We start from the raw sequence: 21,478 nt of genomic DNA, 5'->3' as shown, positions 1-21,478 counted from the left end.
TGCCCCGGTGCGATGCGCGCTGCACCGTGCCGGGGCCAGGGGGAGTATCAGAAGATCGACTTGAACTGGTCGATATTCGAGGCGTCGTAGACAAACGGGTCCGCCATGGCGGCTGCGTTCGTGTCATCCAGAGTGACGGATCCCATGCGGCCCATCGGGATTTCCGAACCCGGTTCGGCGGTGGCCGCTTCGGTGGCGAGCGCGTGTGCAATTACCGTCGCCGAATAACCCAGATCGATGGGGTTCCAGATTGCGAACGACTTGGACGCCCCGGACTCGATAGCGCCGGCCATTTCGGACGGCAGGCCAAGGCCGGTCACGTTGATCTCGCCCGCTTTTCCAGCATCTGCCACGGCTTGTGCCGCAGCAACGATGCCCACACTTGTGGGCGCAATGATGGCATCCAGATCGGGGTGGGACTGCATCAGGCCCTGCGCCTCGCGATAGGATTTGTCGGCCAGGTCGTCGCCATAGACCGTACTCACCACATTGATGCCGGGATAGTTGCCCATCACCTTGTTCATCTCTTCGATCCAGATGTTCTGGTTCGTAGCGGTCGCGGAGGCCGATAGCACAGCCACTTCACCGCCGTCGGGCAGGTGATCGGCAGCCAGCTTGATGATCATGTTGCCGATCAGTGCGTTCGATGACGGGTTGAGGTGCATCTGCCGCCCGTCCTCGGCCACACCGGAATCCCAAGAAATCACGGTGATCCCGCGCTGCATGGCGCGCTTCAGGGCAGGGACCAGCGCATCGGGATCATTGGCAGAAATCGCGATGGCATCGACGCCTTGTGCGATCAGGGAATTGATCACCTCGATCTGTCCTTCGGCGGTTGTGTCAGTGGGGCCGGTATAGATGATTTCGACATTGCCAAGTTCGGTTGCGGCCTCTTCCGCACCTTCTGCGGCTGCTTCGAAGAAACCGATGCCCAGTGCCTTAACCACCAATGCAATACGCATGTTGTCCTGGGCGATGGCGCTTGTACCCAATAGGCTTGCGCCCAGGCTCAGGCCTGCCACCAGCGACGTAAATGTCCTACGTTTCATTTCAATCCTCCCAAATTGTCTTTTGCACGAGGCCGGTTAAGAGACCTCCTCCTGACCGCTGCCAGCTTGGGCAACGACCAACGTCACGTCCGCAGCGTCCAGCATGGCTGCCGCCTTGTCCGAGATGCCTTCATCCGTAATGACCGTGGTGATGCGATTGAGCGGACAGAGCACGAGGCTTGACCGCCGTTCAAATTTTGAGCTGTCGGCAAGCACGACCAATTCGTCCGCTTGCCCAATCAGTTTCTGTTCCGCTTGTATCAGCAGAGGGTCTGCTTCCATCAAACCAAGCGGGCCAAGCCCCTGGGCGCCCATGAACATGCGTTTGGCATAGAAATTGCGCGTCACATCGTTGTCGAAAGGGGACAGGATGATGTTTTGCTCGCGGTAAATCGTTCCGCCGGACAGCATGATGGTGTTTTTTGAATGCTTCAGCAGGTGTTCGGCAATGGGAAACGAGTTGGTGAAAACCTGGCAGCGGCGCGTCGCGAGCGGGTGCACCATCTGAAAGGTGGTCGTGCCGCCATTGATAATGATGGAATCGCCGTCTTCGCAAAGGTCCACCGCCGCCCGGGCGATGGCCTGCTTTTCGGTGGTCCGCATGGTTTCGTTCACGGCAAAGGTACGCCCGGCCAGCCCAACGAATTGGGGCGGGTTGATCGCCTCGGCGCCGCCGCGCACGCGCCGCAGCTTTTGTTGCATGTGAAGCGTGGCGATGTCCCGGCGGATGGTTGCTTCGGACGCGCCGGTCAGGTTGCACAGTTCGACAACCGTTGCGACGGGTCTGTCCTGCACTGCGGACAGAATGATCCTATGCCGTTCTTTTTCGTGCATGATGCCTCCCGATTGATGAAGCCTGCGCAGATTCGACTGTTCTGTCAATCACAAACGATCAATAGTGATCATTTAGGGTGATTTTGAGATTGATATTGATTGAAAGTGATTGACATAGCGCCGTAAACTGCTCACACACGCTATGGGTGGTGATCTGCCCGCGGGCCGCCGAACCGGGAGGATGTCGTGCTGAAAACCTTCGAAGATCAGCTACTTGAAAACCGTTGGGACAACGAGGCCGCCGAAGGCTTAAGCGAATCCGAGCTGTTGCTGTATCGGTCGAATATCCTTGGCGCGGACAAACGCGTGACGAATTACGGCGGCGGAAACACCTCGGCCAAGGTGATGGAAACGGACCCGCTGACCGGGCAGGATGTTGAGGTTCTTTGGGTCAAGGGATCGGGCGGTGACATCGGATCCATGAAGCTGGATGGCTTCGCGACCCTCTACATGGACAAATTGCACGCCCTGAAGTCGCTTTATCGCGGTGTCGCGTCCGAGGACGAGATGGTTGGCTACTTGCCCCATTGCACGTTTCGACTGAACCCGCGTGCCGCGTCGATCGACACACCCCTGCACGCCTATGTCCCGCGTACGCATGTCGATCACGTGCATGCGGATGCGATCATTGGGATTGCCGCATCGGAGAATTCGAAGGCGCTGACGCAGGAGGTTTTTGGCGACCGGATCGGTTGGCTGCCGTGGAAGCGGCCCGGATATGAGCTCGGCCTGTGGCTGGAGGCGTTTTGCAAGGACAACCCGGACGCGGACGGCGTTGTGCTGGAAAGCCATGGGCTGTTCACTTGGGGCGATACGGCGTGTGCGTGCTATGACACGACCATAGATATCATCAATGTCGCGACGGCCTGGCTGAATGAAAAGACGCAAGGCGTGCAAGCCTTTGGTGGCGCGCGTCATGACAGAATGCCCGCGTTGGAACGTCGTGCCATTGCTGCGCAATTGATGCCTGCGATCCGCGGTTTTGTCAGTGGCAACCAGCATATGGTTGGCCATTTTGACGACAGTGACGCCGTGCTGGACTTCGTCAACGCGTGTGACATGCCGTCCCTTGCAGCGCTTGGCACGTCCTGCCCTGATCATTTCCTACGGACCAAAATCCGCCCGCTGGTCGTTGATTTCGATCCTACAAAGGGCAATGTGGACGAGGTGTTGGCGGGCTTGCCTGCGCAAGTCGCGGCCTATCGCGACGACTATGCCGCCTATTACGAGCGGTGCAAACGCTCTGACAGCCCGGCCATGCGCGACCCCAATGCGGTTGTTTATCTGATCCCGGGGGTTGGCATGATCACCTTTGCCAACAACAAGGCGACGGCCCGCATTTCCGGCGAGTTTTATGTCAATGCGATCAATGTGATGCGGGGCGCGTCAGCGGTCAGCACTTATCAGGGCCTGCCCGAGCAGGAAGCATTCGATATCGAATACTGGCTTTTGGAAGAAGCCAAATTGCAGCGTATGCCAGCGCCGAAGGCGCTGGCGGGTCGTGTGGCGCTGGTCACTGGCGGTGCGGGCGGTATTGGTGCTGCCACGGCCGAGCGGTATCTGCGCGCGGGCGCGTGCGTGATGCTGGCCGATATCAACGCCGACGGGGTGGAGGCGGTGAAGGACCGGCTAGTGCAATCTCACGGTACAGATGCGGTACGTGCGACGATCATGGATGTCACGGACGAAGCGGCCGTGATCCGCGCCATGGCGGATGCCGCGGTGGAGTTTGGCGGCATCGACATTCTGGTATCCAATGCTGGTATCGCATCATCGGCCCCGGTGGAGGAGACGACACTGCCGCTCTGGAACAGGAATATGGATATCCTGAGCACGGGTTACTTCCTGGTCAGCCGGGAAGCGTTCAAGCTTATGCGTGTGCAGGACGTGGGTGGCTCAATCGTCTTTGTTGCGTCCAAGAATGGTTTGGCCGCGTCGCCCAATGCCTCGGCTTATTGCACGGCCAAGGCAGCGGAAATCCATCTGGCGCGCTGCCTTGCGCTGGAAGGGGCAGAGGCAGGTATTCGGGTCAATGTCGTCAATCCCGATGCCGTATTGCGCGGGTCCAAGATTTGGGAAGGCGAGTGGCTCGAACAGCGGGCGGATACTTACGGCACTGACAAAGAGGGGTTGGAAGAGATGTACCGGCAACGTTCCATGCTCAAACGCTCGGTTTTGCCTGAGGACATTGCCGAGGCGTGTTACTTCTTTGCCAGCGATACATCGTCGAAATCCACGGGTAACATCCTGAACGTGGATGCCGGAAACGTGCAGGCCTTCACGCGATAGGAGGGGCAGATGGGTTACAACAGCGCCAAGGAGGCCTTTGCTGAGTGGGGTGTTGATACCGAAGCGGCGCTCGACCAGCTAACCACCATCCCGATTTCAATGCATTGCTGGCAAGGCGATGATGTGGTCGGGTTTGAGCCCAAGACGGGTACATCCGGTGGCGGCATTCAGGCTACAGGCAACCATCCCGGTCGAGCCCGCACACCGGATGAGTTGCGCGCTGATCTGGAATTTGCCTATGCGATGATCCCGGGCAAACACCGCTTGAACCTGCATGCCATGTATATGGACACAGATGAGGCGCCGGACCGGGATCAGATTGAATACCGCCATTTCGCGCGTTGGGTTGATTGGGCGAAAGATCAGGGAATTGGGCTGGACTTCAACCCGACTTTCTTTGCGCATAAGAAGGCGGACGACAACCTGACCCTTTCTCACCCTGATCAGGGCATTCGCGAGTTCTGGATCGAACATGGGCGCCGCACGCGCGAGATTGCGGCGCATATTGGTGACGCCCTAGGCTCGCCATGCATCAACAACATCTGGGTGCCCGACGGGTACAAGGATATCCCAGTGGATCGTATGACGGCGCGAGCAAGACTGGAGGCGTCGCTGGATCAGATGCTGTCCCAGCCGCTATCAGAGATGCGCGACGCGGTGGAATCAAAGCTGTTCGGAATCGGGGTTGAGGCATGCACTGTCGGTAGCCACGAGTTTTATCTTGGCTATGCGATCCGCAAAGGCACGCTGCTGTGTTTGGACATGGGGCATTTTCACCCGACCGAGAATATCGCTGACAAGCTGAGTGCGGTGGCGCTGTCGTTGGACGAGATCCTTTTGCACGTCTCGCGCCCGATGCGGTGGGACAGTGACCATGTGATCCTGTTGAACGACGAAATCCTGATGATGGCCCATGAATTGGTCAGTGCCGACTTGTTGGGGCGGACGCATATCGGTCTGGATTTCTTTGACGCCACAATCAGCCGCACGGCGGCGTGGGTCATCGGAACACGCAACATACAAAAAGCGTTGCTGCGTGCCCTGCTGACGCCGCTCGACCGACTACGGCGGGCGGAAACTGCGCTGGACTTCACAACGCGGCTGACCATGACAGAAGAGTTCAAGGACCTGCCATTTGGCGATGTGTGGTCCGAGTTCTGTCGTCGCAGCGACCGCCCAACCGGCGTGGGTCTGATCCGCGAACTTGACGCTTATCAGGCCAGTGTTGCCGGTCGGGGCTAAGGTTGTGCCTTATGCGCCGGGTGGCGGGGGCGGGGGCAGAATGGTGAAGAGCTGCGCAAGTTCGGTCACGTCCTCAGCCTTCATCCAGCCATCCTGGCCTGCCGTCCAGACATAGGTTTCACGACTCAACTCTCCTGCCGCTGCCATGCGTCCCAATTGGGCCTTGGAAAACGGTCCCTTGGTTTCGCCATTCTCGGCCACGTGCCAGACATGTTCGACCGGTGGCGGGGGAGGTGTGGCCGCTGCGGGTTGACGTGCGCCCCACGGACCGCTGGACGCCATCTGGCCCATCTGCATGCCCATCGCTGCGCCCAGACCGGCCTGCATCGCACCGCTGGCATCGCCACCTTCGCGACCCAACGCCTCGGCGGCCTGGAACTGCATGTATTCGTTTAGGTTTCCGATCACACCCATAGAGGACCGCTTGTCCATCACCGCCTCGACTGCAGGGGGGAGCGAGATGTTTTCGATATAAAGCTCGGGCAGCGTCAGGCCGTACTCCGCGATCTGGGCGCTGATTTCCTTGGCCACCAGTTGCCCCAATTCGCGGGTGTTGGCGGCCATGTCGAGTACGGGAATGCCCGATTTGGCGAGGCTGCGCGACATTTCCTGCACGATGATGTTGCGGATCTGGAAGCTGATCTCGTCCATGGTGAATTCGCCGTCGGTGCCAACGATTTCAACAAGGAAGCGGGCGGGGTCAGCCACCTTGACCGAATAGGTACCGAAGGCGCGCAGGCGCACGGGGCCAAACTCGGGATCGCGGCAGATGATCGGGTTCTTGGTTCCCCATTTCAGGTCGTTAAAGCGCGTGGTGTTGACGAAATAGACCTCGGATTTGAACGGGCTCTTGAAGCCGTGATCCCAATGCTGCAGCGTCGTCATGATGGGCATGTTGTTGGTCTCGAGCATGTAGAGACCGGGGGTGAAGACATCGGCCAACTGCCCCTCGTGGACAAAGACGGCTGATTGGCCTTCGCGCACGGTCAGCTTGGCACCGTATTTGATCTCGTGGCCCTCACGTTCGAACCGCCAGACCATTGTGTCGCGGCTGTCGTCCACCCAGTGGATGACGTCGATGAATTCGCCGGAGAGGAAGTCGAAAATGCCCATTGGCTTACTCCTGCCTATGTTGCCTGCAAGGGTGCGGGGCCTTGAGGGTGTGATCGTTTGAAGGAGGATAGATCATTCGCTGCCTCCCGTTGTCGTGCAAGGCGCGGGCAGCAACCAGTTGCCGTCGTCGTCCTTGCCCATGAAGTCTGCGTAGATTGCAACCAATGCGCCGTTTGATGCGTGAAGGCTGGCCACCGGATAGCCGCCATCACCCCACCCGGTTTGAAAGGCCGGAAAGACATGGCCGTCCGGCAGTTTCAGGAACTTTGCAAAGGCATGAGCGTCACCAATTTGTGGCACCATGAAGTCGCCATAGAGATCGCCCGTCTCCGTCGCGATCTTGTCGAGCGCATTGGCGGCCTTGCGATCCAGGAAGGAACCCGTGCCAGTGTCTACCGGCATGGTGGCGACATCCTCGCCGCAGCTGGGCTCCGCATCCGAAAAGACTAAGGCTGCCTTGGACACCCGCCCGCTCTCGTCATCAAAGAAGGCATAGAATTGCGCGCGTTCATCAGGAACATCAACATACGGCCACGGATAGCTGGGCTCGTAGGTCAGGCTGTCCACGCCAATGATCGGGCCGTCGGGATCATAGCCGCCGACATGTGTCTGCCGCAGTGGCTGCTCAGTGTTTGCTATGATCCACTCCACGGCGCCGGGCTCTGCGTCGGCGACCAACGGTACAAGCACAAAGAGGGCGGCAGCGCGTATCTTCACGAGCCTGACTCCACAGCCTCACGCGCGAGGGTGCGCACAATTGGGCGCGCCTCGTTCAAACCTATCCCAGGGCGCAGGCGGTCGTCGTAGAGCATCCCCAAAAGGTGCACGTCATGGTCCGTGAGCAATGCAAATTCGTCGTCATCGTTGAAGATCGATGGGCGCGCGTCCGGGCTGTCATTGGCAAGGCCCAGCCCTTGAGCCAGTTCCTCGTGAATGCAGGACAGGCGCAACAGATCGGGGTTTTCGGACCGGATCACGGCGACGGCGGCGGTGTAGGTCGACCGTTCCGCCCCGCTGGCATAGGCTGCGACCGCGCAATAGGCGTCGGTTGGCAGGTCACGCACCGGACCAAGGTTGACCCGATTCACACCCGGCAAGTTCGTTGCACGGGCATTCAGCGTGGTTGCGCGGTCATCTTCGGAGACGAAGAAAACCAGGAAGTTCGGGTTGTTGGAGACCGAGACAGGATGGCCAGTAGCCTGCGACAGTCTGCGCGCGTATGCGATCACATCATTGGTGTCGCGTGTACGCTGGCTGGGCGGGACTGAGGCCCCAAATTCAATCCCGATGCGCACGGGGGCGGACCAACGGCGCAGGGCACTGGACGATCCGGGGCGCACGCCGGGGCCCGCATATTCGTTGAAGAACACAATCTCTTCGAAGTTCCGGGCCAGCATGTCCGAGGTGAAAGGCGTATCCGGTCCACCGCCGTCCTGCCGGAGCAAGCCAGCCGTCAACTGGCTGGATTGCACCTGCGCCAGATAGGCACGTAGGGCCGCACTTTCCTGCGATGTGGCCTGAACGTCCGGCACGGGCGGGGGCACCAACCCGGCTGGCCGCACTTTGGGCGTCAGAACCGGTTCAACCGGCATGAACATGTCGCAGGCCGCAAGCAGGCTCAGGGCGACAAGGCCGCCCCACGCTTTGATCCTGTTTTTTGCCCGTGCCCCTGTCATCGTGGCGATATCAGCCCGGAACCGCTGTGCCAGTATTGTCACCGACACCATCCTTGCGGGCCTTGGCCGAGGCCAACGTGTCGCGCAGTTCGGTCTCCATCTTCTTGAGCTCTTCTTCCGCAGCAGCGCGCTTTGCCTTGCCTTCGTCTGCGATCTGTAGCGACTCTTCGATGGTGCCAATGAGGTCGGCATTGGCTTGCTTGACCGCTTCGATGTCAAAGACGCCCCGTTCCATCTCTTCGCGGATCATCTTGTTGCTTTCCCGCAGGTTGGCTGCGTTGGCGGTCAACAGTTCGTTGGTCAGGTCGTTGGCGTCGCGCACGGCGGCAGCCGCTTCGGCGCTGCGCTGGATTGTAACAGCTTGTGCCAGCTGCGTTTCCCAAAGCGGCACGGTGTTGACGAGGGTCGAGTTGATCTTGGTCACCAGCGACTTGTCATTCTCTTGAACCAGCCGGATCGAAGGCAGGGACTGCATCGTCACTTGCCGCGTCAGCTTGAGGTCATGTACCCGGCGCTCCAGATCATCACGGGCGGCGCGGAGATCGCGCAATTCCTGCGCCACCATGACCTGATCATCTTCGGCAGCAGCCTGAACATCGGCCTCTTTCGCTGGAATGATCGTGTCGTCCAGTTCTTTGATCTTTTCTTCACCCGCCGCGATGTAAAGCGCCAGTTCGTCATAGAATTGCAGCGTCTTTTCATAGAGCAGGTCGAGCGACTTGATGTCCTTCAAGAGCGTGTGTTCATGCGCCAGCAGGTCATCGGTGATCTTGTCGATCTGGCCCTGCACGGTTTCAAACTTGGCGGTGAACTTGGCAAACGGTGCTGCACGCCCGATCAGCTTTTCCCAAAAGCTGCGTTCGCGACGCACATCGAGTTCCGACACCGAAAAGCCACGGATGGTGGTGACGATGGTGCGCAGGCTGTCACCTGCCGGGCCCACGTCCTTGTTGCGCACGTCCTGCAGCATCGCCTGGCTGATTTCCTGCAACTCTGCCTGCGCGGCGGAGCCGAAGGACACGATGGACTGGGTGTCCTCCATGTTGATCTCGTCCATACGGGCGCGGATTTCAGCGCCCACCGGGGCATCCGCTTTGTCCAGCGGTACGATAGCGGTAGCCTCGGCAGGTTCCGGCAGCACAACGGCTGTTACTTCTTCGACCTGAGCAAGTGCTGCTTCGGCTTTTTGACGGACTGTTTCGGACATGTATGCCCCCCTTGGTTTTATATGTCATCGGCGGGCGACAGGCGCACGCCTTCGCGCTGCAAGCGGTCGCGCAGCACGTCGATTTCGATGGTGAGGTCTGTGCGATCCTCGGTGAGCAGCGCGCGTGTGCGGGCCGCGAAATTCTCCTCGAGATCATCAAGCAGCGCGGCATAGTCTACACGGGCCTGCGTGTCGCGGCTGCGGCCGTAGATGTCGGCAAACTTGGCCGTCGCATCGCGCGCACCGATCAGGTAGACGCCGAGGTATTTGCGGGCGGCAGTCAGGTCGCGGGGGTCTTCCTCGACCGTCTGGATCAAGTCACGAACGGTGGTCTGGAACTGGTCCAAACGCAGCTCCATCTTGCGGTCCTGCGCGCGCTTCATCGCGTCGCGCATGTCGGTCAACAACTCTTCGGCGCCGTCGACGACGCGGGCCACGCGATCTTGCTGGAACGTGTCTACGCCTTCCATGCCCTTGGATCTCAGCGGATCAATGCCGAATGCGGCCAGATGCAGGCCAAGCGCCGCGAGGCCGTAGAGCACGGGCGCAACAATTCCGGGCTCGGACCTGTAGGCGGCGAGTGCGATGCCAACGCCGACAAGAAGCGCGGCGATGATCTTGCGGGGCAGTGCGGGACGACGGGCCACTTTGCGGGCGACATATGCCGCTTCGGCTTTGAGCCCCTCGCGCAGCATGAATGCGCCACCAGTCAGGACAGCGGCAGAGACAAGGGCTGTCACCAACCCTGTCGCCCCGTCATTCAGCGCCAGGAACACCATTGGCACGGCAGGTAGAAACATCAGGTTTGCGCGCGCGCCTACGGGGTCGACGCGTGCCTTATCGAAGGCGGGCCGCTCTTGGGATGTGGACGTGTCTTTGGGATCGGGGCTGAATTTGCCGCCATAGCGCTGCGCCATATCGTCAAAGTCCCCCAAGCAATCCGGTTGTCACGCCGAACATCAGCGCAATCAGAACCGCAAATGCGATTTTTTGAAAAGCGGTTGGCTCCATCCCGTAAGTCCCTGTTGGCTATGACACATATAGCCGGTTTGCGGATGCAGCACTAGAGGCGCGCGCATGTCCTTCATCGCATTAGAGGTGTGACGCGCAAATGACAGGCGCAAGGGGAAATTTTCCCGTTTTGCGTCAAAATTGAGGTGTGGCAGACGGTTGGCGATTATCGCGGTTTGCGTGTTCTACGCGGTTTGCCACGTGGTTTGCCTTGTTGTGCCGCCGGTTCCGGATCCAAGCCCAATTGATCCCGCATGACGCGGCGGCGTACTTCCTCGACGTCGCCCTGCTTCAACTCTCCCAACTGGAACGGGCCATAGCTGACCCGGATCAGGCGGTTCACGGCAAGGCCGATGCTGTCCATGGCACGCCGGATTTCGCGGTTTTTGCCCTCGCGTAGGCCGACCGTCAGCCACGCATTAGCGCCTTGTTGCCGGTCGAGCGTAACTTGCATCGGCTGGAACCGTTCCCCGTCGACGGTCACGCCTTTGCGCAGCGGTTCAAGTTGCGGGTCGGTGGGACGGCCATTCACCCGCACGCGGTAGCGGCGCATCCAACCGGTCGAGGGCAGTTCGAGCTTGCGCTTGATCCCGCCATCATTGGTCAGCAGCAAAAGTCCTTCAGAATTGAGGTCGAGCCTGCCGACGCTCATCACCCGCGGCATGTCTTCGGGCAAGGCATCAAAGATGGTTTTGCGTCCCTGTTCGTCCTTGGTAGTCGTCACAAGGCCCGCAGGTTTGTGGTAGAGCCACAGCCGCTCAGGCTCCGGCGCATTCAGCGGTTTGCCGTCCACGGTGATCTTGTCGGCGGGCGTTACGTTCAGGGCTGGGCTGTCGATACGGTTGCCGTTTACGCTGACGCGTCCGGCGGTGATGATCTCTTCTGCGCCACGGCGGCTGGCAATGCCGGCGCGGGCCAGAACCTTGGCGATGCGGTCGCCCTTGGGGGTGTCTTGGGTCATGAGCAGGCCATAGCGGTGGGTTGCGCGGGGGGCAAGCGGCGTGGCAGGGGAAGGCATGGAGTTTCGGTCATTCATGGATCAGGCGCTGGAGGAAGCGCGTGCGGCAGGAGCACGGGGTGAGGTTCCCGTGGGGGCTATCGTGGTGTCCCCGCGGGGACAGATCGTGGCGCGGGCCGGGAACCGGACCCGCGAGATGTCGGACCCCACGGCCCATGCTGAGATGCTGGCGATCCGCGCGGCCTGTGCAGATGCGGGATCAGAGCGCTTGGTGGGGCATGACCTTTACGTCACGCTTGAGCCTTGTGCCATGTGTGCGGCGGCCATTGCCGCGGCACGGATTGGCCGTGTGTATTATGGGGCGTCTGATCCCAAATCGGGCGGGGTTGCCCATGGTGCTCGGGTGTTTTCACATAGCCAGGCGCACCATGTGCCCGAAGTCTATGACGGCATTGGCGCGGCAGAGGCCGAAGCCTTGCTAAAGGACTTTTTTGCGTCGCGCCGCTAGTTCTTGACCGCCTTATAGCGTGATGGGCTGCATCACCTCCGGCTCAATCACTTTGACCCCCGGCAGGCCGTTGCGCAGCACTTCCGCGGATTGTTCTAGGAGTGGGAATGTCTTGTAATGACAGGGGATTACGGTGTCGAAGTGGAAGTACTTCCGGGCGGCATATGCAGCACCCGCCATGTCCATGGTGAAGTATCCACCCGCAGATAGGATGCCTATATCTGGCCTGTGGTAGTCCCCGATCCAGTCCATGTCGGCATGGATGTCTGTGTCGCCCGAGACGTAGATGGTCTGGCCCTCGCCACGCAGGATGAACCCGCATTCCTGGCCCGAATAGCGCGGCTCTTCGTCTGTGCCGATCGAAGATGAGTGTGATGCAGGGACGAGGGTCGCAGTGACATTGCCAAGGTTGATCGTGCCGCCACGACCATACGCATGGCCTTGGATCGCACCCTGGGCAAAGAGGAGGTTGCCAAGTTCGAAGATGGCCGAGACGGGCGCGCCGGTCTGCTGGCTGATTGTGACGCTGTCGGCGGTGTGGTCAAAGTGGCCGTGGGTGACAAGGATGTGACTGGCGTCTTTGACGGCTGCAGCGTGCTGGTCTTCGGCCAGCATTGGGTTGCCGGTTAACCATGGGTCGATCAGCAGGATCTGGTCCCCGATTTCGATGCGGAAGCTGCCGTGGCCGAGCCAGATGATGTTCATGACGTATCCTCCCTTTGGGTCAGTGTAGCGCCGAATTGAAGGTGCGGGAGCCTCCGGCGGGGATTTTTTTGAAACAGGGAAGATGGGGTCGATTCGTACCGGGATTTACCCGATTTTCACTGAAGTTAAGCGCGTATGGCAGGGTGTCACCTCCCGTGCAGCATCCGTACACCCCCTGTACACCCCCAACGGACGGTCGGGGTGAAGTTAACGCAACGTACGCACCTTGATCGCGGCGCGGGGCAGCGTAGGTGAGGGACATGGAATTGTTGCGACAGATCGACGGGTATTGCGAGCGGGTGGGGCCGGAGTATTGGGCCGAACCGGTGAATGCCGTGACGAATGCGGCCTTTGTTATCGTTGCACTTTGGATGTGGCGGCGCAGTGCCGGGGTGCCCATGGCGCGGGCGCTGTCGATCATTCTGGGGCTAATCGGGATCGGCAGCTATCTTTTTCATACCCATGCACAGGTCTGGTCGGCCATTGCCGATGTTGCGCCGATCGCGGCGTTCATCCTGCTCTATGTCTTTGCCATCAACCGCGATGTGTGGGGCATGCGCACCGGATGGGCCTTGGGGGTAACGGCGTTGTTCTTTCCCTATGCGGCGGCGACGATCCCGTTGTTTCAATATGTTCCGGTTCTCGGCGTGTCGGCCGGGTATCTGCCTGTTCCGGCGTTGATCCTGACTTACGCCGTGTTGCTGCGACGCCGCGCACCAGACGTGGCGCGGGGATTCGTCGTCGGGGCTTTGATCCTGTTCGTGTCGCTGACTGCCCGGTCAGTGGACGAAATGCTGTGCGCCCAGTTTCCAATGGGCACCCATTTCCTGTGGCACATCCTGAACGGGATTATGCTTGGGTGGATGATTGAGGTTTATCGGCGTTACGTGTCGTCCGTAACTGAACGCAATCAAGTCGTGTCTGACACCTGATGCACTTCTATGACGTTGCCATCTGGGTCGTAGAAAAAGATCTGATCCCAGCCCGCAACGGCCCTGTTGCCCCAATCGGCATAGGGAATGCCTTGCGCCTCCAGGTGCGTCTTGAACGCAGCCAGATCATCGGTGCGGTAGGCGATGTGCCCGTGGCTGACCGGGTTCACCATCTGCCCTGACCGGAACCCGGCCAGCGGGTCCTTTTGTGCCAGATGTGTCTGGATTGCGCCATCCGTGACAAAGGCCACATCGCCGGCATATCCCTTTTTCTTTTCCAACATGGGCAGGCCATCACTTTCGCGGTCGAGGCCCAGCACATCGCGATAGAAGGCGTCCATCCGTGCCACGTCATCAGTCACAAGGTTCACATGGTGTAGTTTCAGCTTCATGGGGCCTCCTTCCTGTTCAAATCTGTGGCGATCGGGCCGGTGGGGCAAGGGCCAAGGCTTGAAGGTGGCCCATCCCTTCGCTATTGCCCGACGAGACGAGAACACGAGGGGTTTCATGTCCATCGATCAAAGCACCGCCGCCCGCGTGGCGAAACTGGCCCGGATCAAGGTCGAGGAAGACCAGCTTCCGGCCCTGGCGTCCGAATTCAACACGATCCTTGGCTTCATCGAGCAGCTGAGTGAAGTGGATGTCGAGGGTGTGGAGCCCATGACCTCGGTCACGCCGCAGCGTTTGAAGCGCCGTGTGGATGAGGTGACTGATGGCGGGCAGCAGGACAAGGTGCTGGCGAATGCCCCGGATGCCCGCGAAGGGTTCTTTGCCGTGCCGAAGGTGGTTGAGTAATGGCTGAATTGAACAAGCTGGGGCTGGCTGAGGCCCGTGATGCGCTACGCAAGGGCGATGTAACATCGGTCGAGTTGACCGAGGCGTGTCTGACCGAGATCGAAGGGGCGGGGGCGCTGAACGCCTTTGTCCACAACACGCCCGAGATCGCGCGTGACCAAGCCAAGGCGGCGGATGCGCGGATCAAGGCGGGTGATGCGCCCGACATGTGCGGGTTGCCCATCGGTATCAAGGACCTGTTCTGCACCAAGGGTGTGCCGAGCCAGGCCGGGAGCCGCATTCTGGAAGGGTTTTTGCCTGAATATGAAAGCACCGTAAGTGGCAACCTGCTGGATGCGGGTGCGGTCATGCTGGGCAAGCTGAACATGGATGAGTTCGCCATGGGCTCGTCCAACGAGACGTCCGTTTATGGCAATGCGGTGAACCCCTGGCGCCGTGGCAATGATGAGGCTGCCCTGACCCCCGGTGGGTCGTCCGGTGGGTCAGCCAGCGCCGTGGCGGCTGATCTGTGTCTTGCGGCGACCGGCACCGATACCGGTGGCTCCATTCGCCAGCCTGCGGCCTTCACTGGCATTACAGGTATCAAGCCCACCTATGGGCGCTGTTCGCGCTGGGGTGTGGTGGCCTTTGCTTCCTCGCTGGATCAGGCGGGACCGATGACCAAGTCGGTTCGCGATGCGGCCATCATGCTGGAGGCCATGTGCAGCCATGATCCCAAGGATTCGACCAGCGCAGATTTGCCGGTGCCGAATTTCGAGGCAATGCTGACCGGCGACATCAAGGGCAAGAAGATCGGCATACCAGCGGAATATCGCATGGATGGCATGCCCGAAGAGATCGAGACGCTTTGGGCGCAGGGCCGCGAGATGTTGGCCGATGCAGGCGCGGAGATTGTCGATATCTCCTTGCCGCATACGAAATACGCTTTGCCCGCCTATTACGTGATTGCGCCGGCGGAGGCGTCGTCGAACCTCGCCCGCTATGACGGGGTGCGCTATGGCCACCGCGCAAAGCTGGATCAGGGCGATGGCATCACTGAGATGTACGAAAAGACCCGTGCGGAAGGGTTTGGCGACGAGGTGAAACGTCGTGTGATGATAGGCACTTACGTGCTGTCGGCGGGTTTCTATGACGCCTATTACAACCGTGCACGCAAGGTGCGGACACTGATCAAGAAGGATTTCGAGGACGTGTTTGCCCAAGGGATCGATGCGATCCTGACCCCTGCGACGCCGTCTGCCGCCTTTGGTCTGGGAGAGGCATCGGACGATCCGGTGCAGATGTATCTGAACGACGTGTTCACAGTCACCGTCAACATGGCGGGCCTGCCGGGGATCGCTGTCCCCGCGGGGACGGATGCGAATGGATTGCCGTTGGGTCTGCAGTTGATTGGCCGCCCATGGGAAGAAGGCGATTTGCTGAACACCGCTTATGCGCTGGAGGCCCGGGCTGGGTTTATAGCAAAACCGCAGAAATGGTGGTAACCCAGTTCGACTGTACCAAAGAAGTGTAGAGCAGATGATACCTTTCCGCAGTTTTCTGATCCTCGGCGCGGTTGCCGCGGTTTCGGCATGTCAGCCTGTCGTCCCCGACAGTGGGAGCGGCATTGTTGATCCGGGTCGCGGTGTTGGTTTCAATAATCCCAACACCCTGGCGGCGCGTGAAGCGCGTGATGCCCAATTGGCGGCGGCAGCGGTGCCTGCTGCGCCAGCTGTGGGCGCGCAATCCTTGCCACCCGCGTCGCAGGCCCAGCCTGCGGTACCCGCGGCCACGGCTCAGGGACGGGCAACTCCTCGGGCGGTGTCAAATCCTGCAAGCCTCGATGCGGAACTGGCGCAGATTGCGGCCGAGAATGATGCTGCCGCCGCACGCGGAAACTCCGGGCAGGCGGTGCTTAATGCGAGCCCATCGAATGCGGCGCCTGTGATCCTGAACAATCCGGGTATTTCGGACGAGAACAACTTTGACGCTGTGTCGTCGCGCCAGAGTATCGAAAGCGATGCCGCCCGTCTGGAGGCGAACCGTCAGCAATACCAGGTGGTTCAGCCCACGGCTTTGCCGTCCCGCGCAGGCAATGCGCAGCCGAACGTTGTGCAATATGCGCTCCAGACCCGGCACCCCAAGGGCACGCGCGTCCACCGCCGCTTTAGCGTTGGTTCTGCTGCGAAGTTCCAGCGAAATTGTGCGGAATACAGCTCGGCCGACGAGGCGCAGATCGACTTTCTGGCCCGTGGTGGCCCGGAACGTGACCGCCGTGGCATTGATCCCGATGGGGATGGCTATGCCTGCGGTTGGGATCCGGCGCCGTTCCGCCGGGCGGCTGGCAACTGATCCTCCACTGGCATCCTTCGCCGAATTGCGGCTCGCGGCGTGATGGTCTGACGCCGCGCTTTGTGGTGTTGCACTACACGGCGATGGACACGGCAGAGGCTGCCATTGAGCGGCTGTGTGATCCAGAAACCGAGGTGTCGGCGCACTACGTGATCTGTAAATCAGGCCGTGTCACGCAGTTGGTACCGGAAGGGCTGCGCGCCTGGCACGCGGGGGCAGGGGAATGGCAGGGGCTTTCCGACATTAACTCCCGCTCTATTGGCATTGAGCTCGACAATGATGGGCAGAGTTCCTTTGCAGAAGTACTGATGCAAAGCCTTGAGGTGCTGTTACGCACGATCCTGCAAGCGTGGGACATCCCGAGTGAGAATGTCATTGGTCATTCGGACATGGCGCCAGGGCGGAAGTTTGACCCCGGTCCCTGGTTCGATTGGTCACGGCTAGAAGCGAAGGGACTCGCCGCGAGGCGGGGACATGATTTTTCCCCCGAAGATCCTGATCTGGAGAGTTTTGCGACGCTTGCCAGATCGGCTGGTTACGCGGCTGATGTCGACCCGGAAACGCTGCTTGCAGCAGTGCGCCTTCGTTACAGGCCTTTCAAAACGGGTCCGATTGAACCGGAAGACTTTGCTCCGATTGGGCATAGGACCCAGCAGACCTGAGCTCCAAGTTTCTTCTGTCTGAAAATATCACCGCAGAAGGCTCCTGCGCTCACTGCTTGCGCAGCGATCCCCATTGACGCGCCCCCGCTCCCACACGTAAGGGCAAGCGGCGCGGAGGGGCGGATGGCCGCTTGGATGGGGAAACCTGTTTGAGAGGAAAGTCCGGACTCCCAGAAGCAACGGTGCCGGGTAACACCCGGGCGGGGCAACCCGACGGACAGCGCCACAGAAAACAGACCGCTGCGGCACGCTGCAGTAAGGGTGAAACGGTGGGGTAAGAGCCCACCGCCGGGCTGGCAACAGACCGGGCACGGCAAGCCCCACCGGGAGCAATGCCAAATAGGGACCGCGTGCTGGGCAACCAGCGGGGCTGCTTCTGCCCCAGCAGGTCCGGGTTGGCAGCTAGAGCGGCACTGGCAACAGTGTCGCAAGATGAATGGTCATCTCGGGCGGGGCAACCCGCCTAGACAGAATCCGGCTTACAGCCCTTCCGCGCGCGACCACCCGCCACGAAAAAGGGCAAGCGCTCCTGCACTTGCCCCGATTTAAATCCAATCCGAACACGACCGGGTTCGAATGGAGGTGAACGCTTTCTCAGAGTTCTTCGACAGGCGTGCTGCGGATGTCTGTCCACTGCGTTGCCGCCTTCGAGATCGTTCCGGCGCGGTCCTTGTTGAACGCTTCGAAGATGTCGGCATTCAGGAAGACATACAGCTTGTTGTCGATCACTGCCGCGTAGTCGGGGTCGCCGTCGAATTTCTTGCCCACAGACACACCGAAGGTGCAGAAGCCACCGTTTTGCGGCAGGTACTCGGCTGGTGCGGCTTTGAAAGTCTTCAGGTTGTCTTCAGATGCAAAGCGGTACGCAACGCCGTCATGGACGACCGTGTGTGCCGCCACACCTTCGACCGGGTTGCCCGATGCGATGAAGGCAACGGGATCGACACCGTGCAGGCCAAGGGGTGCGCCTGCGGCCGTAATACCGGTCGAGACGTTGTATTCATCTGCGGCCATGGCATGCGAAGTGAAGGACAGCGCCGCGGCGCCTGCGATGATGGTGGCGAGAGTGAGAGTGCGAAACATGGGTTTTCCTTTCGTTTCGAGGTTTGTTGGGCATAGCCCGGTTGGTTTGGCGCAGCAGTTGCCATGCCAAGGAGGAGGTTTTTGAGAGGGAGAGAGGGTTTTGGGGGAGGGTGCTTAGAGCAGACCTCGTTCGGCCGTGTCAGCCTTGTGCAGTGACACCACCACAGCCACGGTTGCGCCCAAGACCCAGTAGTAAGCGGCATCGAGACCCGAGAACCCGAAAAGGAACGGTGCTGCGAGGAATGCGCCGCCAACGACACCGTCGACGGCGAGGTGCAGTTTGTAAGGCAGGACCCGGATCAGACCGAGATGGTGGTCGGTCAGCACCGTCAAGACAAAGGCCGCAACACCGGTGACAACCGAGAGCCAGAAGGCCATGGGGTGCGATTGCCCAAGACCCAAGAGGCCGGGCATCGCCATCAGGCCAATGGCGACGGGGTAGTCGAGATAGGCGTGGATTTCCTTGCTGACAAAACGCAATGACATAAGCTTTCCTTTCGAAATCAATGCGGCGATCTGTGCCGCTGTGATGAAAGAAAGATGTGCGTCTTTGCTTGTGAGTTCCATTTTCGAACGTTCAGCTTTCTTGACCGATCGTTCGGGTTTCTGGACTAATTGGCGATCTGGTGCGTTTTTCCGACGTGTTCGTTCCGAAACGCGGCTGGGCTTTGTCCAACTTCGCGTTTGAAGACACGTGCAAATGCCGAGTCAGACGCATAGCCAACATCGCGCGCAATCTCGGCGATTGGCTTGTTTTGGGTGATAAGGTCCTGCTGCGCGATCTGCATCCGCCAATCGGTCAGATATTGCAGCGGCGTCACACCCATCTTTTGTGCAAAATGCACTGCGAACCCTGTGCGCGACTGTCCCGCAGCGCGGGCGAGGCTTTCGACACTCCACCCTTCGGCGGGCTGCTTATGAAAGGCCATAAGCGCGCGCGAGATATGCGGATCGGCAAACCCGGCCAGTCCGGTTTGCGTGGCTGCATCTGTTTCGATGAAGGTGCGCAGCGCCTGAGCGAAGATCACTTCGGAGATTTTCTGGGCGATCAGGTCGCTGCCCAGCTTGTCTTGCCCGGTTTCGTCCGCGATCAGCCGCAGCGATGTTTCCATCCAGCGTCCAGCGCTTTCCCCGTAATTGGGGATCAGGATGTAGTCCGGCAATTGGTTCAGCAACATGTGCGTTGCATGATCCGCCAAGGAAAAGTGGCCGCAGATAAGTTGCGTGTCCCTGTCATCCTCGGTGCCGCCATGGACCAGAACGCCTTCGCCCGTGTAGCCCGAGCTTTCCAAGACCGTTTCCAGTGGCAGGACTGTGTCCCTGTCATCTCGTCCACTGAACAGGTCATGGGCGGCCCCGTGTGGGATGATGATCAGGTCGCCCTGGGCGACAGACACCACCGTGTTCGACGGTTTGATCCGCACGCGACAGTCGCCACGATGGGCGAAGTGAAAGCGTGCCACCTTTTCGTGCGTGGGCACGGCCACACCCCAGGGCGGGGTGAAGGACGTGCGAAAGTACAAGGTGCCCTTGAGCGTGAGTCGGGTGAGGATATCGCTGAGTGGATCAAGCATGGATCCGAGATGTGCATGCAGCAGGCCGTCTGTCCAGTATTCGGAACGATCGGCACAGGAAAGTGAATGTATGGCCGGATTTTCATGTGGGATCGCTCAAGATCGTAGGGTTGAAATCAAGCGAGATGGAAAAATCCGTCTTCGCCTGACGTTCCCGGCGCGCGCGGGGTTGACTCGGGGGGGGACGCGGGTAAAAGCGCGGCTCTAGACGAATTTCCCGCCAGCGGGCCCACTTGGCTTATTTGGCGATGCAGGAGACAGCAGATGGCCAAGCCAACCACGATCAAGATCCGCCTGAACTCGACCGCAGGCACCGGCCACTTCTATGTGACCAAGAAAAACGCGCGCACCATGACCGAGAAAATGGTCGTACGGAAGTACGATCCCGTGGCGCGCAAGCACGTCGAATACAAAGAAGGTAAGATCAAGTAAGATCGCCCCTCTTTCGAATGCCAAGGCCGCGCCCATCGGGACGCGGCCTTTTTCGTTGTAGCAGGAGTCTCTGTTGATTATCCGACCGACCACCAAGGCAGACATGGCTGTTGTGGATGCCCTTCTGGCCCGCACTTATCCGAAACTGCTAAAGGCGGACTACCCACCTTCAGTTCTGGTAACGGCCTTGCCAATCATCAGTCGGGCGCGGCCCGAGTTGCTGGCCAGTGGCACGTATTACGTCGTCGAAGAGGATGGTCGCATCCTGGGTGCTGGCGGGTGGACCCGGGATAAGACGGACCGAACCCTTGGTCATATCCGGCATGTTGTGACAGATGATCGTGCGCTGAGGCGTGGGGTGGGGCGTCGCCTGATGCAGCACACATTCGACGTGGCCCGGACTAGCGGAGTTACGCGGTTGGAGTGCTGGGCAACCCGAACGGCGGTCCCGTTCTATGAAGCGGTCGGTTTTCGGGTGATTGGGCGAATAGATGTGCCTCTGGCCGCTGGCATCGTCTTTCCGTCCCTGCGGATGTTGCAAGAGCTTTGACTGGTCAATCCGGTTTGGTACTAGGGTGGCCGTCCAGTGTCTCGTACCGGCGGGTGTCTGTGGTTCGGTCGTAGATGAGAACGCGGTCCCGGGTTGGATAGGTCACGCGGTCACTTGGCGCCCTTGTTCCGATCACGAGATAGCGCGCGTCACTGTCACTATCGTTCCGCAGATTATGGCCGACGGGCACACCAGCCGCCCAGGTCGCTGCGTCGCCGGGTTCGAGTACGGTTTCGATACTATCTTCGATCAGCGTGACTGTCCCTGAGAGCAGAAGGATCATTTCATCTAGCGCTTCGTGCCAGTGGTTGAAGGATGAAGCGGACCCGGGCGGGAGCGTTTCAATGAATGCCCCGAACTGGCTGAGCCCGCCGGTGTCGCTGATCCGTTCGGCTGTGTAACGGCCCAGTGGATCGTCGGCCTTGCCATTTTCAGTGCGGGCTGTGCCGCGTTTGATCACAGTCATGAACACCCCTTTCCAAAATAAAAAAGGCCGGTCGCTTGGACCGGCCTTTTCGCGTGTCTGT

The 21,478-nt window shown here is 60.0% G+C and carries 24 protein-coding genes and 1 other RNA gene; 11 read left to right on the top strand and 14 right to left on the bottom strand.

The annotated features are described in order from the left end of the window. Window positions 1-47: 47 nt before the first annotated feature. Entirely contained in the window at window positions 48-1,049 is a 1,002-nt protein-coding gene (rhaS, locus tag AC6RA8_RS00460; protein ID WP_500350155.1) for a rhamnose ABC transporter substrate-binding protein, read from the bottom strand. 36 nt (window positions 1,050-1,085) lie between these two features. After that, the gene (locus AC6RA8_RS00455) at window positions 1,086-1,883 is read right to left on the bottom strand and encodes a DeoR/GlpR family DNA-binding transcription regulator (protein ID WP_500350154.1); all 798 of its coding nucleotides are present in this window, start codon (window positions 1,881-1,883) and stop codon (window positions 1,086-1,088) included. Window positions 1,884-2,069: 186 nt separating this feature from the next. Here AC6RA8_RS00455 and AC6RA8_RS00450 point away from each other — a divergent pair, with 186 nt between their 5' ends. Both AC6RA8_RS00450 and AC6RA8_RS00445 read left to right on the top strand, forming a co-directional pair. Continuing rightward, the gene (locus tag AC6RA8_RS00450) at window positions 2,070-4,172 is read left to right on the top strand and encodes a bifunctional rhamnulose-1-phosphate aldolase/short-chain dehydrogenase (RefSeq protein ID WP_500350153.1); all 2,103 of its coding nucleotides are present in this window, start codon (window positions 2,070-2,072) and stop codon (window positions 4,170-4,172) included. Window positions 4,173-4,181: 9 nt separating this feature from the next. Next, window positions 4,182-5,414 (top strand): L-rhamnose isomerase, encoded by a 1,233-nt coding sequence (locus tag AC6RA8_RS00445; RefSeq protein ID WP_500350152.1) that lies wholly within the window; start codon window positions 4,182-4,184, stop codon window positions 5,412-5,414. A 9-nt stretch (window positions 5,415-5,423) separates the two neighbouring features. On the opposite strand, the gene AC6RA8_RS00440 is transcribed toward AC6RA8_RS00445, so the two are convergent. From AC6RA8_RS00440 to AC6RA8_RS00415, 6 genes are all read right to left on the bottom strand, one after another. Further along, window positions 5,424-6,527 carry an SPFH domain-containing protein gene (locus tag AC6RA8_RS00440; RefSeq protein WP_500350151.1) on the bottom strand — a complete coding sequence of 368 codons (1,104 nt, stop codon included), beginning with the start codon at window positions 6,525-6,527 and terminating at the stop codon, window positions 5,424-5,426. Window positions 6,528-6,599: 72 nt separating this feature from the next. Further along, window positions 6,600-7,244: a DUF4241 domain-containing protein gene (locus AC6RA8_RS00435; protein WP_500350150.1), complete on the bottom strand. Its 645-nt coding sequence runs from the start codon at window positions 7,242-7,244 to the stop codon at window positions 6,600-6,602. Continuing rightward, on the bottom strand, window positions 7,241-8,245 hold the full coding sequence (locus AC6RA8_RS00430; protein WP_500350149.1) for a DUF2927 domain-containing protein: 1,005 nt from the start codon (window positions 8,243-8,245) through the stop codon (window positions 7,241-7,243). Before AC6RA8_RS00430 ends, AC6RA8_RS00435 begins: the two co-directional genes overlap by 4 nt. After that, complete coding sequence (locus AC6RA8_RS00425; RefSeq protein ID WP_500350148.1) at window positions 8,214-9,410, bottom strand: toxic anion resistance protein; 1,197 nt, start codon at window positions 9,408-9,410, stop codon at window positions 8,214-8,216. Before AC6RA8_RS00425 ends, AC6RA8_RS00430 begins: the two co-directional genes overlap by 32 nt. 17 nt (window positions 9,411-9,427) lie before the next feature. Then, complete coding sequence (locus AC6RA8_RS00420; RefSeq protein ID WP_500350183.1) at window positions 9,428-10,327, bottom strand: 5-bromo-4-chloroindolyl phosphate hydrolysis family protein; 900 nt, start codon at window positions 10,325-10,327, stop codon at window positions 9,428-9,430. Window positions 10,328-10,587: 260 nt separating this feature from the next. Next, entirely contained in the window at window positions 10,588-11,382 is a 795-nt protein-coding gene (locus AC6RA8_RS00415) for a pseudouridine synthase (protein ID WP_500350147.1), read from the bottom strand. Between the two features lie 55 nt (window positions 11,383-11,437). Here AC6RA8_RS00415 and AC6RA8_RS00410 point away from each other — a divergent pair, with 55 nt between their 5' ends. Then, complete coding sequence (locus tag AC6RA8_RS00410; RefSeq protein ID WP_500350146.1) at window positions 11,438-11,887, top strand: nucleoside deaminase; 450 nt, start codon at window positions 11,438-11,440, stop codon at window positions 11,885-11,887. Between the two features lie 12 nt (window positions 11,888-11,899). On the opposite strand, the gene AC6RA8_RS00405 is transcribed toward AC6RA8_RS00410, so the two are convergent. Then, a complete protein-coding gene (locus AC6RA8_RS00405) occupies window positions 11,900-12,592 on the bottom strand; it encodes a metal-dependent hydrolase (protein WP_500350145.1) in 693 nt (230 codons plus the stop codon). A 260-nt stretch (window positions 12,593-12,852) separates the two neighbouring features. Here AC6RA8_RS00405 and AC6RA8_RS00400 point away from each other — a divergent pair, with 260 nt between their 5' ends. After that, the gene (locus tag AC6RA8_RS00400; RefSeq protein ID WP_500350144.1) at window positions 12,853-13,524 is read left to right on the top strand and encodes a ceramidase domain-containing protein; all 672 of its coding nucleotides are present in this window, start codon (window positions 12,853-12,855) and stop codon (window positions 13,522-13,524) included. On the opposite strand, the gene AC6RA8_RS00395 is transcribed toward AC6RA8_RS00400, so the two are convergent. Further along, window positions 13,503-13,916: a VOC family protein gene (locus AC6RA8_RS00395; RefSeq protein ID WP_500350143.1), complete on the bottom strand. Its 414-nt coding sequence runs from the start codon at window positions 13,914-13,916 to the stop codon at window positions 13,503-13,505. The two genes, AC6RA8_RS00400 and AC6RA8_RS00395, sit on opposite strands and share 22 nt — an antisense overlap. 115 nt (window positions 13,917-14,031) lie before the next feature. Here AC6RA8_RS00395 and gatC point away from each other — a divergent pair, with 115 nt between their 5' ends. From gatC to rnpB, 5 genes are all read left to right on the top strand, one after another. After that, on the top strand, window positions 14,032-14,319 hold the full coding sequence (gene gatC / locus AC6RA8_RS00390) for an Asp-tRNA(Asn)/Glu-tRNA(Gln) amidotransferase subunit GatC (RefSeq protein WP_189369072.1): 288 nt from the start codon (window positions 14,032-14,034) through the stop codon (window positions 14,317-14,319). Further along, window positions 14,319-15,803: an Asp-tRNA(Asn)/Glu-tRNA(Gln) amidotransferase subunit GatA gene (gene gatA, locus AC6RA8_RS00385; RefSeq protein ID WP_500350142.1), complete on the top strand. Its 1,485-nt coding sequence runs from the start codon at window positions 14,319-14,321 to the stop codon at window positions 15,801-15,803. Before gatC ends, gatA begins: the two co-directional genes overlap by 1 nt. A gap of 34 nt (window positions 15,804-15,837) precedes the next feature. Further along, entirely contained in the window at window positions 15,838-16,650 is an 813-nt protein-coding gene (locus tag AC6RA8_RS00380; protein ID WP_500350141.1) for a hypothetical protein, read from the top strand. Continuing rightward, window positions 16,611-17,312, top strand: a complete 702-nt coding sequence (locus AC6RA8_RS00375; protein ID WP_500350140.1) for an N-acetylmuramoyl-L-alanine amidase — start codon at window positions 16,611-16,613, stop codon at window positions 17,310-17,312. Before AC6RA8_RS00380 ends, AC6RA8_RS00375 begins: the two co-directional genes overlap by 40 nt. A 111-nt stretch (window positions 17,313-17,423) precedes the next feature. Then, window positions 17,424-17,810: RNase P RNA component class A (gene rnpB / locus AC6RA8_RS00370), an RNA gene on the top strand. 96 nt (window positions 17,811-17,906) lie between these two features. Here the strand turns inward: rnpB and AC6RA8_RS00365 are convergent. From AC6RA8_RS00365 to AC6RA8_RS00355, 3 genes are all read right to left on the bottom strand, one after another. Then, window positions 17,907-18,395 (bottom strand): YHS domain-containing (seleno)protein, encoded by a 489-nt coding sequence (locus AC6RA8_RS00365; protein ID WP_500350139.1) that lies wholly within the window; start codon window positions 18,393-18,395, stop codon window positions 17,907-17,909. 114 nt (window positions 18,396-18,509) lie between these two features. Further along, window positions 18,510-18,881: an SPW repeat domain-containing protein gene (locus AC6RA8_RS00360; protein ID WP_500350182.1), complete on the bottom strand. Its 372-nt coding sequence runs from the start codon at window positions 18,879-18,881 to the stop codon at window positions 18,510-18,512. 125 nt (window positions 18,882-19,006) lie between these two features. After that, complete coding sequence (locus AC6RA8_RS00355; protein WP_500350138.1) at window positions 19,007-19,969, bottom strand: AraC family transcriptional regulator; 963 nt, start codon at window positions 19,967-19,969, stop codon at window positions 19,007-19,009. 264 nt (window positions 19,970-20,233) lie between these two features. Between AC6RA8_RS00355 and rpmG the strand changes: the two genes are divergently transcribed. Next, window positions 20,234-20,401, top strand: a complete 168-nt coding sequence (gene rpmG, locus AC6RA8_RS00350; protein WP_039682682.1) for a 50S ribosomal protein L33 — start codon at window positions 20,234-20,236, stop codon at window positions 20,399-20,401. A gap of 73 nt (window positions 20,402-20,474) precedes the next feature. After that, window positions 20,475-20,951 (top strand): GNAT family N-acetyltransferase, encoded by a 477-nt coding sequence (locus AC6RA8_RS00345; RefSeq protein ID WP_500350137.1) that lies wholly within the window; start codon window positions 20,475-20,477, stop codon window positions 20,949-20,951. A gap of 4 nt (window positions 20,952-20,955) precedes the next feature. Here AC6RA8_RS00345 and AC6RA8_RS00340 read toward each other — a convergent pair whose 3' ends face one another. Beyond that, window positions 20,956-21,417, bottom strand: a complete 462-nt coding sequence (locus tag AC6RA8_RS00340) for a cupin domain-containing protein (protein ID WP_500350136.1) — start codon at window positions 21,415-21,417, stop codon at window positions 20,956-20,958. Window positions 21,418-21,478 lie beyond the last annotated feature (61 nt).

This window comes from Tateyamaria sp. (genome assembly GCF_059783535.1).
Note: the sequence above shows the minus strand (reverse complement) of the source record. Positions and strands in the feature narration are given on the sequence as shown.